This is a genomic window from Bacteroides sp. NSJ-39 (assembly GCF_014287315.1).
GTDB lineage: Bacteria > Bacteroidota > Bacteroidia > Bacteroidales > Bacteroidaceae > Bacteroides > Bacteroides finegoldii.
The window spans coordinates 102,411-115,953 of the sequence record NZ_JACOOB010000015.1 but is presented as its reverse complement, the minus strand read 5'-3'; the positions used below and the strand labels follow the sequence as shown (position 1 = coordinate 115,953).

The following is a 13,543-nucleotide window of genomic DNA, read 5'->3' as shown; positions in this document are numbered from 1 at the left end:
TTTATGTACTTTTTTACGGTTCATCCTAGGATCTTCTATTTGTTTACAAAGGTCAATTATGCCAATTTTCATGTTAGTTTATGTTTTAATATATCTTATAAAGATAAGAAAAACAATCGGCATAAACAAATGGTAATATACTAATAAACAATAATATAACAAAGGAATAGCAAAGGAGAATATAGTAAAAAATATAATGCGTCTGCCCTGATTCGGTGGTTAATTAGGTGATACGGATGCTCTTTTTTTGATATTTGAAATTCGATTCGGCTGAAAATAAGAGGGTGTAATAATGAATGATAAAATGCAGATTAACGGTAAATTATCACAGAAGATTCTATGCGTTAATAATATTCTATAGAATTCTTTTGCGATAATTTACCGTTAATCTGCATTCTGATACACTTTCCTGTATCTTCTCAAATCAGCGAGCGGATCATTCTTCAGTTTTTATTGATTCGTCAATTACCTTGATTTTCTGTAAAACCAAGTCCAAATCTGCTTTTAATTTGTCTACCTTGCGATTCAATTCAGTTAACAGGCTACTACCTTTCTTTGAAGTGGAAGTCAAGAAGCCCAGATTGTTCTCATATGTCTGTAGTTCGTTCTTCATATTCTCATAAGCACGTACCAGCTTTTCTCGTTCTCTGTATAAAGATTGCGGGCCACTTCCTTGAATATTGCTGATGTTAGAACGGAAATTACTTAGCTTCTTATTGGAAGTGTTGATGTTGAAACGATCAAACAATTGGTCAATCAAGCTGTGGTATTGCTTGTAAAGTTTATCTTTCTCTTTGAATGGCACATGACCGATAGAGTTCCATTCTTTCATTAACTCCCGAACAAGTGTACTGGCTTCTTCCATATCCATGTTTTCGTCGATGGCAGACAGCTTTTCGATCAATGCTTTCTTTTTCTCCATGTTCTCTACTTCCACAGAACGTTGTGAAGAAGTAGCTTTGTTTTTCTGGTCGAAGAAATAGTCGCAAGCGGAAATGAAACGTTTCCATACTGCATCCGAATGTTTCTTGGCTACCGGCCCGATAGTTTTCCACTCTTTTTGAAGTTTGGTGAGAGCGTCGGCAGTAGCTTTCCAGTCAGTGCTGTCTTTCAAGGCTTCCGCTTTCTCACACAGTGCTTTTTTCTTTTCCAGATTTTCGTTCATTCCTTCTTTCAAGCTCTTGAAGAATTCTCCTTTTTTCTTGAAGAAGTCATCACACGCATGACGGAAACGTTCGAATATCTTCACATTCATCTTTTGAGGTGCAAAACCGATTGTTTTCCATTTGTTTTGCAATGCAATTACTTCCTGAGTCTTGTTTTCCCAAGCAGAGAATGTTTTCAGTTCATTATATTCTATCGCTTCTACGATTTCGCAGATAACGGTTTTTTGGTCTAGATTGTGCTGTTCTGTTTCCTTCAGTGCTTCAAAATGTTGCTGATGGCGACGGTTGACGGCTGTAGAAGCCGCCTTGAAGCGGTTCCATATTTCATCACGCAACTCTTTGGCTACCGGACCCGTATCACGGAATTCCTGATGCAATTTTTGGAGTTGGTGGAAAGCGGAAACAACATCTTCTTCGTCAGCCAACTTTTCGGCAGCTTCGCAAAGGTGAGTCTTGATTTCCAAGTTCTTCTTGAAGTCATATTCGCGGAATTCGTTGTTCAGCTTCAATAAGTCGTAGAACTTCTCTACATATAATTGATAATTCTTCCACAGTTCATTTACTTTGCCTTGCGGAACCAGCTTTGTCTCATTCCACTGCTGTTGCAGCTTTTTGAATTCGGTGTAAGATTTATTGGCGTCATCTCCGGATTCTACTAATTCCTTCAGTTCTTCGATGATGGAAAGTTTGACTTGTAGGTTTTCTTCTTTTTGTCGTTCTAACTCGGCAGCCATTTTGCTTCGCTTTTCTTTGATAACTCCCATCAGACGTTTGAATTCTTCTTCTTCCGGGTCTTCTTGCGGAACAAAATCCTCAATGGCTCCACCGTTATCTGTGAACTCCTTTTTAGCAGCTTCCAGTTCGACGTTATGTAACTTGTAGAATGATTGTTTCAGATTATCGATATCCTGCTTGTTCGCATTTTCTGCATTCTGCGCAAGCTCCTTTAATAGGTTTAATACATCTTCCTTTGTAGCAGGTTTAGGAGCTGCTTCAGTTTGAACTTCGGCAGTAACTTCTTCAGTTGGAGTCTCTGTTATAGCTTCAGAAACCTCGACTGTTTTTTTTTCTTCTTCTAATTCCCCTTGGTTCAAGGGTTGATTAGTGTCATGAGCGTCCATCATTGTATATTAGTTTTGGGTCACAAATTAATGAAATAAAACGATTACTTCATACTATTTTGCTTATTTTTTTTTGTTTAGCCTGTTTTTATGATAATAAAACCGTAATTCCCATGTACAACATCATGCCGATAATGTCATTTGTGATGGCAATAAAGGGTCCCGTTGCAATGGCGGGATCTATTTTTAGCTTTTCGAGCGTCATTGGCACGAGTGTTCCAAAAATAGAAGCGAACATCACTACGGCAAACAGACTGATGGATACGGAATACGTAACCGTAGCCGTTGCGCCGAAGCGGATGAAATTATATGTATATACCAATAAAGAGATGATTGTAGCATTGATTAACGCCACTACCGCTTCTTTGGTCACTTGCTTGAATGTGTTTTTAGCATCCAGCGAGCTGTTTGCCAGCCCTTGCACGATGATAGCTGAAGATTGTGTTCCGACATTTCCACCTGTACCACCGATAAGCGGGATATAGAGTGCCATTTCAGGATGGGCGGCAAAGGTTGAATCGAAGTTACCCAGAATCATGGAGTTTCCGATACCACCGAGCATACCGATCAATAACCAGGGGAGACGGGCAGTAGTCTGCTTGAGTACGTTGTCGTCGGTTTCTACGTCTTGCGAAAGACCGGAAGCCAATTGGTAATCACGTTCCGACTGTTCACGAACCTCATCCATGACGTCGTCGACAGTGATTTGTCCTACGAGCCGCCCGATGCTGTCGATAACGGGAATAGCCACCAAGTCATACTTCTCAATCGCTTGTACCACTTCGTCGATAGGAGTGTCTACGTGCACGGAAATCGGATCTTTCTGCATCACATGCTTTACTTTGGACACGGATGGAGAAGTAATCATTTTCTTGAGTGGGAAGATACCACGCAAACGTTCGTCGTCGTCAATGACATATACATAATAGATCTCATCCAGCTCCTCCGCTTGTTGTCGCATCTCTTTCAGACACTCGGGCATACTCCAGTTCTCGTTGACAAGTACCATTTCCGTACCCATCAAACCGCCGGCGGTATTTTCGTCGTATTTCAACAAGTCGACAATATCTCCTGCCTGTTCGATGTCTTCGATATGCGAAAGAACTTCTTCCTGCTTGTCCTCGTCAAGTTCACGCATCAGGTCTACGGCGTCATCCGTATCCATATAGTCGACAAAGCGTTTGGCGATAGTCTCCGAAGGAAGCATTTCGAGAAGCTCTTTACGTGCATCCTCGTCCATTTCGACCAGCACGTCGGCGGCCGTTTCGTTATCGAGCAAGCGATAAATGAATCTGGCTCCTTCCGCATTCAAGTCATTGCATAACTCAGCGATGTCGGCCGGATGAAGGTCGATGAGGAGTTCTTTTACCTTATCAGCGTCTTTCTGCTCTATAAGGTGTTTTACGGTGTCAATGTATTCCTCGTTCATTGTTGTTTCAGTGCTTCTTCCACTTTATTGGTCAAGTCGATAAATTCTTCTACCGATAGTTGTTCCGGACGTTTATTGAATAATGAGTCCTCTGTCAGTGGACAATCTTTGCCTAAGATCGGTTTGATGGAATTGCGCAAAGTCTTGCGCCGTTGGTTGAAGGTGGTTTTCACCACCTGCTTGAATAACTTCTCGTCGCATCCCAGCTCTTGGACTTCGTTGCGCGTCATACGGATAACGGCACTTTTGACTTTGGGAGGCGGGTTGAATACGTGTTCGCTGACAGTAAACAGATATTCCACCTTGTACCACGCTTGAATCAATACGCTGAGAATACCGTATGTTTTGCTTCCCGGTCCGGCGGCAATACGTTCGGCAACCTCTTTCTGGATCATACCTGTGCAACAAGGAATGATATCCTTATTATCCAACATCTTGAAAAAGATCTGGCTGGAGATATTATACGGGTAATTACCGGTCAGAACGAAAGGTTTCCCATCAAACAACCGGTGAAGATTCATCTTCAGGAAATCGTCTTCAATAATATGGTCTTCCAGTGACGGATAGGCTTCGCGGAGATAAGCAACCGATTCATAGTCAACTTCTACGACTTTTACCAGCCGGTCTTTCTTCACCAGAAATTGAGTCAGTACGCCCATACCTGGTCCTACCTCTAAAATGGGCAGTTTGGGAAAGGTGTCGACCGTATCGGCAATATCCTGAGCTACTTTCAAATCTTTCAGAAAGTGCTGTCCGAGAAACTTTTTAGGCTTTACTAATTTCATTTACCAACTAAATAATTACTTTTGCAGTCGACAAAGGTAATTCTTTTAAATGAAGAACGTGCCACTAATTAAAAATAAATGATATGCCAGCGCAGCTAATGAAGAATTAAGGATGAAGAAACTGTTAAAAAAGACGCTGAAACTGATATTACCGATTGTTTTGGGCGGCTTTATTTTATTCTGGGTGTATCGCGACTTTGATTTTGCAGAGGCGGGCGATGTGTTGAAGCATGGTACAAATTGGTGGTGGATGCTTTTCTCGCTGTTGTTCGGAATATTTGCGCAAGTGTTTCGTGGCTGGCGGTGGCGGCAGACGTTGGAGCCTTTGGATGCGTTTCCTAAAAGAAGAGATTGTGTGAACGCCATTTTTGTTTCTTATGCTGCCAGTCTGGTCGTTCCCCGTATCGGAGAAGTGAGCCGTTGCGGAATATTGGCAAAATACGATGATGTGTCGTTTGCCAAATCATTGGGAACAGTCGTGACGGAACGGTTGGTCGATACGTTGACCATTCTCCTGATAACAGGAATTACCGTCTTGCTGCAAATGCCGATATTTGTCACTTTTCTTCAACAGACCGGAACGAAGATACCTTCCATGATGCATCTGTTGACGTCCGTATGGTTTTATATTGTCTTGTTCTGTTTCATCGGAGTGGCGATGTTACTTTATTATTTACGAAAGACATTATTCTTTTATGAACGGGTAAAAGGTTTTGTCTTGAACATCTGGGAGGGAATTATGTCCTTGCGTGGAGTGCGCAATATTCCTTTATTTATATTTTATACATTAGCTATTTGGGCTTGTTACTTTTTCCACTTTTACTTCACGTTCTATTGCTTTGCTTTCACTGCGCATTTAGGCATGATGGCGGCTTTGGTCATGTTTGTTGGCGGCACATTCGCAGTGATTGTGCCCACCCCCAACGGAGCGGGTCCATGGCACTTTGCCGTTATTTCTATGATGATGCTTTATGGAGTAAATGTGACAAATGCCGGAATATTTGCCTTGATTGTGCACGGTATTCAAACCTTTTTAGTAGTTTTGTTGGGCATATATGGTTTGGCGGCATTGCCGTTCACCAACAGACAGCGAAAGTAATCACTTAATAAAAATAGATTTGTTATGAGTACTATTCTTTCTTTAGCTCCACAAAACGTATGGAAGCATTTTTATTCGTTGACTCAGATTCCCCGTCCGTCAGGGCATATGGAAAAAGTGACTGAATTTCTGATTAACTTTGGAAAAGGCTTAGGACTGGAATCTTTTGTAGACGAAGCAGGCAACGTGATTATACGTAAGCCGGCAACTCCGGGTATGGAAAATCGCAAAGGCGTGATTCTTCAGGCGCACATGGATATGGTTCCCCAGAAGAACAACGATACTGTACACGATTTTGAAAAAGATCCGATTGAAACTTATATAGACGGTGACTGGGTAAAAGCGAAAGGTACAACTTTGGGTGCGGACAACGGACTGGGGGTAGCTGCTATCATGGCCGTGCTGGAAGCAAAAGATTTGAAACACGGTCCTTTGGAAGCTCTGATCACTAAGGATGAAGAGACCGGGATGTATGGTGCGTTCGGTCTGAAACCGGGTACGGTGAATGGGGAAATCCTGTTGAATCTGGATTCGGAAGATGAAGGTGAATTGTATATCGGTTGTGCCGGAGGTATGGATGTCACTGCTACTCTGGAATATAAAGAGGTGGCTCCGGAAGAAGGAGATATTGCAGTGAAAGTAACATTGAAAGGATTGCGCGGCGGACATTCGGGACTGGAAATCAATGAAGGACGTGCCAATGCGAATAAATTGCTGGTTCGTTTTATTCGTGAAGCCGTTGCCAACTATGAAGCTCGCTTGGCAAGTTGGGAAGGCGGTAATATGCGTAATGCTATCCCGCGTGAAGCGCATGCGGTAATTACAATTCCTGCCGAAAATGAAAAAGAGCTGTTGGGCTTGGTGAAATATTGCGAAGACCTGTTCAATGAAGAATATTCGGCTATCGAGACTCCGATCAGTTTCACGGCGGAACGTGTGGAACTTCCGGCTGGTGAAGTTCCGGAAGAGATTCAGGACAACCTGATTGATGCGATTTTTGCTTGTCAGAATGGGGTGACACGTATGATTCCTACTGTTCCGGACACGGTAGAGACATCCTCCAATCTTGCCATAATAACGATTGGCGAAGGCAAAGCGGCTATTAAGATTTTGGCTCGCAGTTCAAGCGACAGCATGAAGGAATATCTGACTACCAGTCTCGAATCTTGTTTCTCTATGGCAGGGATGAAGGTGGAGATGACAGGCGGTTACTCCGGTTGGCAGCCGAATGTCGATTCTCCGATTCTGAAAGCGATGAAAGCGTCCTATAAGCAGCAGTTTGGAGTAGAACCGGCAGTGAAAGTAATCCATGCAGGTTTGGAATGTGGCATTATCGGTGCTATTATTCCGGGATTGGATATGATTTCTTTCGGCCCGACCTTGCGTTCACCGCATTCACCGGATGAAAGAGCGCTGATTCCCACTGTGCAGAAGTTCTATGACTTTCTGGTGGCTACCTTAGAGCAGACTCCGATTAAATAAGAGCGTACCTATACCTATTATATATAGGTAGATATAATGTAGATATAATTTAGCAAAAGGCACGGATGAAATGTCATCTGTGCCTTTTTGTCTTATTAACTGCCACTCTGTTACAATTGCCTTTTATAACAAATAAATTAATTGACGCAAGTCAAGAAATATGCTATAAAACATAAATTTATCTCTTTTTGGGGTACAACGTATAAACAAAGGCCGTATTTTTGTGTTGTAAAACATGTAATTAGGAGGATAACAAAATGAAAAGGTTAAAAAGATTGTTTAGAAAGATCGGTGAAGCCGATGTACATGTTTGGGGATATTCGACAATTAATGCAACCCCTAACAAGTAAGTTTTAGTTTTCAGGAATTAATAATTTAAAAGATTTAAGATTATGGCAAAGAAAATGAGTTCTTTAGTAAGAAAAATCCTCAGTGAAGTAGGTCGTAACGAAATGCTGTCATGGGGGTATAGAATTGAGAAATGAGAACGAGTACATTAACTAAGTTTAGAGTGGGGATACGTTATTGAAAACGATATCCCCACTTTGTTTATATTCTGTAAGGTCGGTTATCCGTTCTGTATATCTTTGAATTACAGTAAGGATGAAAGCAAAATTTAAGCTAAAAAGTACAAATCTTTAAACTTTATTTCTTTACTTTGTTGTTTAAGCAAAGATATCTATCAAACTTAAACTGGAGAGATTATGAAAGTAAGGCAGATTTGTATGATGGTGCTGCTTGGACTGGGAGTGATTCCGGCAATGCAAGCACAGACTTTCGACAAATTATGGAAAGAAGTGGAGCAGGCGGAGAAAAAGAGCTTGCCTAAGACAGTGATAAAACTGACTGATGAAATTTATCAGAAAGGAGAGAAAGAAAGGAATTCCGCACAAATGCTGAAAGCATATATGTGGCGGATGAAAACTCAGGATATATTGACACCGGATAGCTTTTATGTCGGTTTAAGAGACTTGGAGCAATGGGCGAAGCAGACAAAACAGCCGATGGATCGCGCCATATTGCACTCTTTGATAGCGGAATTCTATGCCAATTATGCCGCCGACAACCAGTGGCAACTCCGGCAAAGAACCGAGATTGTAGGTGAGACTCCGTCCGCAGATATACGCGAATGGACGGCGAATATGTTTGTAGAGAAAGTGCGGACTAATGTAAAGGAAGCTTTGGCGGACTCTCTCTTATTGCTCAAGACTTCTTCACGTAATTACATTCCTTTTGTGGAGCTGGGCGAAACTAGCGAATATTATCATCACGATATGTACCATCTGCTGGCTTCCCGTGCCATTAGGGCTCTGAATCAGATTGAAAGACTCGAACGCGGCAGTTTCAATGGTATTACAGCTTCTCCTGTGAAACAGGATATTATCAATATATATGAGCGTATGACTGACGCTTATGAGACGGCCGGGCTTAAAGAGGGGTATGTATTGACCATGCTTCAATATCTGGAATGGAAACGTGACAATGATAACAAATTGCAGCCTGTCCAACTAAAAAAAGGATTGGGCGAATGGACGGCAGACACATATAATGCCGCTTTGGACGAGCTTAAAAGGCAGTTCAAATCAGAGCCGATATGTGCGGAAGTCTATTTGGCACAAGTCCGCTATGCTGTTGAGAAGATGCAGCAAGTCAACGCTTTGCAACTTTGTGATGAGGCGATCCGTCTTTATCCGGGTTATCGCAGGATAAATGCGCTGAAGAATCTCCGTGAAGAGATTTTAGCGCCTTTCTTGAATGTCAGTGCAGTGAGCCAGGCCTTTCCGAATGAAGAAATCAAGTTGAATGTGGGACATAAAAATCTGGATGGCTTTACTGTGCGGCTGTATCAGGCGAAGAAACTGGTTAAAGAACAACATTATTCCGTTCTTCGTCCGAAAGATTATCGGGCAAAGGATACTGTATTTACATTCAAAGCTCCGGATTTGGGAACTTACGTGATGCGTATTATTCCGGATATTCGTGCCAAGAGGGATAGTGAAAGCAAGTTTAACGTGACGCGTTTTAAAGTATTGACCTGCCGTCTGCCCGAAAACCAATACGAGGTGGTGACTCTGGACGGACAGACCGGACATCCCATTCCCAATGCGAAAGTTACACTATACAGTAGTGACGAGAAAGTGTTGCAAGAGTTTACGACCGATAAAGAGGGGAAAGTGGTATTCCTCAGGAATACCAAGTATCGGTATCTGAAAGCCTCGAAAGGCACGGATACGGCTATGCCGAAACAAGGAATTTATGGCGGAAGTTATGGATACTATGGCAATAAAGATAAAGCTGTTGAGGAAATGACGTTGTTGACCGACCGTTCTCTGTATCGTCCGGGACAGACTGTGTATGTGAAAGGTATTGCATTTGCCCAGAAATCGGACACAGCTGATGTGATTCCGAACAAAGCCTATACAGTGACTTTGTACGATGCGAACTATCAGGAAGTGGGACGGAAATCTGTACGTACCAATGAATTCGGTTCGTTTGCGACTGATTTTGCTTTGCCTTCCGCTTGTCTGAACGGAGTCTTTTCTTTAACGGCGGGAGAGGGTGGAACGACTGTTCGTGTAGAAGATTATAAACGTCCGACATTTGATATAACTTTTGAAAAGCAGACGGAAAGCTACAAGCTTGGAGATGAAGTGCAGGTGAAAGGTAAGATTCAATCTTATAGCGGTGTGTCGCTTCAGGATCTTCCGGTGAAATATACGGTAAAACGTTCTGCATATAACCTCTGGAGAATTTCGGGGGCTGTGCAGATTGCTTCCGGAGAGGTGACTGCCAATGAGAATGGAGAATTTACGATACCCGTCCGTCTGGAGGAAAGTGACGAGTATAAGAATAATGATAGAGTATATTACCGTTATTCCATCGAAGCTACTGTTACCAATGTGGCAGGTGAAACGCAATCTTCTACAGATGTGATTCCGGCGGGTAACTGTTCGTTGGTTCTACAGATGGAGTTGGACAAGAAGACGTGCAAAGACCGGCCGTTTGATATTGTGTTTAAAGCTCAGAACCTGAACGAACAGCCTGTGGAGGTGAATGGCAATTACTATCTGTATCCCCTCGAAGAGACAAACGTGAAAGAGAGTAGCCTGAAAGAAACCGGCTTTAAGAAGGCAAGTGAGAATCCCGTTGCAACAGGAACATTTACTTCTAATAAGGAAATGACGCTTGACTGGAAGAATCTTCCATCGGGAACTTATATGCTGAAAGCGGTAGCGAAAGACAGTCAGGGAAAAGAAGTGGAGACGGAGGCTCAGACGATCCTATTCTCTATCGGCGACAAGCGTCCGCCGGTGAAATCACCTACTTGGTTCTATGCGGAAAATACGGAGTTTGATGCAACCCGCCCGGCAGTATTCTGTTTCGGTACTTCAGAAAAGGACACTTATGTGATGATGAACGTCTTCTGTGGTGACAAACAACTGGAAAGTAAGGCGTTGAACTTGTCCGATACGATTGTGCGTTTTACCTATCCGTATCTGGAGAGCTATGGAGACGGTATTTTTGTGAACTTCTGTATGGTAAGAGACGGGCAGCTTTATCAGGAACAGGTCTCCGTAGAGAAACGCTTGGCGGATAAGACGTTGACGATGAAGTGGGAGGTGTTCCGTGACAAATTGCGTCCCGGACAGAAAGAAGAGTGGAAATTGACGATTAAGACACCGCAGGGGCAGGCCGCTGATGCGGAAATGCTGGCTACGATGTATGATACGTCATTAGATAAAATTTGGAATCGCCGACAGGATTTCCGGCTTTACTATAATCGGATACTTCCTAATTTCCGTTGGATGAATGGCTATTTGGGAAACAACTCATTCAATTACTGGTGGAACAATAAGACGCTGAAAGTGCCGGTGCTGGCGTATGACTATTTCGTAATGCCGTCAAGGATCGGAAATGTGTTCTTTGAATCCGAAATATTGGCCGATAGAGTGATGATTAGAGGGGTGGGAGTGCAGAAGAAAGCAGCGATGACGGGCAGTGTTGCAAGCCGGAGCAATGTGGTGGAAGTGAAATATGTGCCTGCCTTAGTCTCTGAGGCTACTGATGCGAAATTTGAAGAAGCAACCCTTCCTGATGCGCCCGCCGACTTGCGTACGAACCTTGCCGAAACAGCTTTCTTCTATCCGCAGCTTCGTACGAATGAACAAGGAGAAATATCCTTCTCTTTCACTATGCCCGAAAGTCTGACACGTTGGAACTTTCGTGGATATTCCCATACCAAAGGAATGCTGACGGGAACGTTGGATGGTGAAGCTGCCACGAGCAAGGAATTTATGTTGACTCCTAATCTCCCTCGCTTCGTCCGTGTAGGCGACAAGACGTCTATTGCCGCTTCTATTTCCAATATGACAGGCAAGCCGCAGGCAGGTACAGTCAGTATGATTCTTTTCGATCCGATGACGGAAAAAGTTGTCAGCACGCAGAAACAGAAATTCTCGGTAGCTGCCGGAAAGACAATCGGAGTGAATTTCAGATTTACCGTGAATGATAAATACGAGATACTGGGTTGTCGGATGATAGCCGATAGCGGTACGTTCAGTGACGGTGAGCAACAACTTCTTCCGGTGCTGAGCAATAAGGAGCATTTGGTAGAGACGCTTCCGATGCCTGTGCGTGGAGAAGAAACCCGTACATTCTCACTCGACAGCTTGTTCAATCAGCATAGTAAAACGGCGACCGACCGCAAACTGACTATTGAGTTTACGGGAAATCCGGCTTGGTATGCCATTCAGGCACTGCCTTCGCTAAGCCTCCCAGTGAATAATAATGCTATTTCGTGGGCTACAGCCTATTATGCAAATACATTGGCTTCTTACATTATGAACAGCCAGCCGCGCATTAAGGCAGTTTTCGATAGTTGGAAACTTCAAGGCGGTACGAAAGAAACCTTCTTGAGTGATTTGCAAAAGAACCAGGAAGTGAAGAACATTCTGTTGTCCGAATCGCCGTGGGTACTCGAAGCCAAGACGGAAGAACAGCAGAAAGAACGTATCGCTACGCTGTTCGACCTGAATAATATCCGCAGCAATAACATTGCGGCTTTGACCAGATTGCAGGAATTGCAGAATTCCGACGGCGCTTGGTCATGGTTTAAGGGAATGAACGGCAGTCGTTATGTAACGGCTTATATTGCCGAACTGAATGCCCGCCTTGCGCTACTGACAGGTGCGCCATTGAGTGGAACCGCCCTTGACTTGCAGGCTAAGGCATTAACTTATCTTCATCAGTCGGCTTTAGAAGAATACAAGAATATACTGAAAGCGCAGAAAAAGGGAGTGAAACAGACAGGAGTTTCAAGCGGTATTCTGCAATATCTGTATATTGTCGCGATTTCCGGTGAACAGGTTCCTGCGGCAAGTAAGATTGCTTATGCTTATTATCTGTCTAAAGTGGGAGAGTTGCTTACCTCTTCTTCGATGGAAACGAAAGCGATTGCAGCCATTGTACTTGATAAAGCCGGGCGTAAGAAAGAAGCCCAAGAGTTTGTCGCTTCCTTGAAGGAACATCTGACGAAAACGGATGAGCAAGGAATGTTCTTTGCCTTCAATGAGAATCCGTATGCTTGGGGAGGTATGAAGTTGCAAGCCCATGTAGATGTGATGGAAGCATTGGAACTGATTGGCGGAAACGGAAACCGGGAAACAGTCGAAGAAATGAAACTCTGGCTGTTAAAGCAAAAACAGACGCAGCAGTGGAGTTCTCCGGTAGCTACGGCGGATGCTGTGTATGCCCTGTTGATGAAAGGCGCCAATCTGCTCGATAATCAAGGGGACGTACGTATTGTGATTGCCAACGAGGTACTGGAAACGGTATCTCCGAGTAAGACAACCGTTCCGGGATTGGGTTATATCAAACGTTCGTTCACACAGAAAAATGTGGTAGACGCCCGTAAGATTGAAGTGGAAAAAAGGAATCCGGGTATCGCTTGGGGAGCTGTTTACGCTGAATACGATTCTCCTATCAGTGATGTGAAACAACAGGGTGGTGCATTGAATGTAGAGAAGCAACTGTACGTAGAACGCATAGAGAACAACGTTGCACAATTGCAGCCTATTACTTCAAAGACCGTTCTCACAGTAGGTGATAAAGTTGTTTCCCGTCTGACCATTAGTGTAGACCGTACGATGGACTTTGTGCAGTTGAAAGACCAGCGTGGCGCCTGCTTCGAGCCTGTCGGCAGTATTTCCGGTTATCGCTGGAACAATGGATTCGGCTATTATGTAGACATTAAAGACGCCTCTACCAACTTCTTCTTCGACCATTTGGGCAAAGGCGTCTACGTACTGGAATACGGCTACCGTGTGAGCCGTGAAGGAACTTACGAAACAGGACTGGTCACTATTCAGTGTGCATACGCTCCCGAATACGTTTCACATTCCGCATCAATGACAATTATTATTGAATAACCAAAAGCGAAGATTTTAGTTTGCAGACAAGGC

The 13,543-nt window shown here is 43.5% G+C and carries 6 protein-coding genes; 3 read left to right on the top strand and 3 right to left on the bottom strand.

Annotated features, from left to right (window positions below):
• Window positions 1-436 precede the first annotated feature (436 nt).
• The 3 genes from H8S63_RS15535 to rsmA all read right to left on the bottom strand — a co-directional run bounded on the left by H8S63_RS15535 (window position 437) and on the right by rsmA (window position 4,501).
• Window positions 437-2,290: a DUF349 domain-containing protein gene (locus H8S63_RS15535; RefSeq protein ID WP_186927310.1), complete on the bottom strand. Its 1,854-nt coding sequence runs from the start codon at window positions 2,288-2,290 to the stop codon at window positions 437-439.
• Between the two features lie 85 nt (window positions 2,291-2,375).
• Window positions 2,376-3,716 (bottom strand): magnesium transporter, encoded by a 1,341-nt coding sequence (mgtE, locus tag H8S63_RS15530; RefSeq protein WP_007751237.1) that lies wholly within the window; start codon window positions 3,714-3,716, stop codon window positions 2,376-2,378.
• Complete coding sequence (gene rsmA, locus H8S63_RS15525) at window positions 3,713-4,501, bottom strand: 16S rRNA (adenine(1518)-N(6)/adenine(1519)-N(6))-dimethyltransferase RsmA (protein WP_186927309.1); 789 nt, start codon at window positions 4,499-4,501, stop codon at window positions 3,713-3,715. Before rsmA ends, mgtE begins: the two co-directional genes overlap by 4 nt.
• A gap of 112 nt (window positions 4,502-4,613) precedes the next feature.
• Between rsmA and H8S63_RS15520 the strand changes: the two genes are divergently transcribed.
• The 3 genes from H8S63_RS15520 to H8S63_RS15510 all read left to right on the top strand — a co-directional run bounded on the left by H8S63_RS15520 (window position 4,614) and on the right by H8S63_RS15510 (window position 13,510).
• Entirely contained in the window at window positions 4,614-5,600 is a 987-nt protein-coding gene (locus H8S63_RS15520) for a lysylphosphatidylglycerol synthase transmembrane domain-containing protein (protein WP_007764677.1), read from the top strand.
• A gap of 24 nt (window positions 5,601-5,624) precedes the next feature.
• Window positions 5,625-7,082, top strand: coding sequence for an aminoacyl-histidine dipeptidase (locus H8S63_RS15515; RefSeq protein WP_186927308.1), 1,458 nt, complete (start codon window positions 5,625-5,627; stop codon window positions 7,080-7,082).
• Window positions 7,083-7,786: 704 nt separating this feature from the next.
• Window positions 7,787-13,510, top strand: a complete 5,724-nt coding sequence (locus H8S63_RS15510; protein ID WP_186927307.1) for an alpha-2-macroglobulin family protein — start codon at window positions 7,787-7,789, stop codon at window positions 13,508-13,510.
• Window positions 13,511-13,543 lie beyond the last annotated feature (33 nt).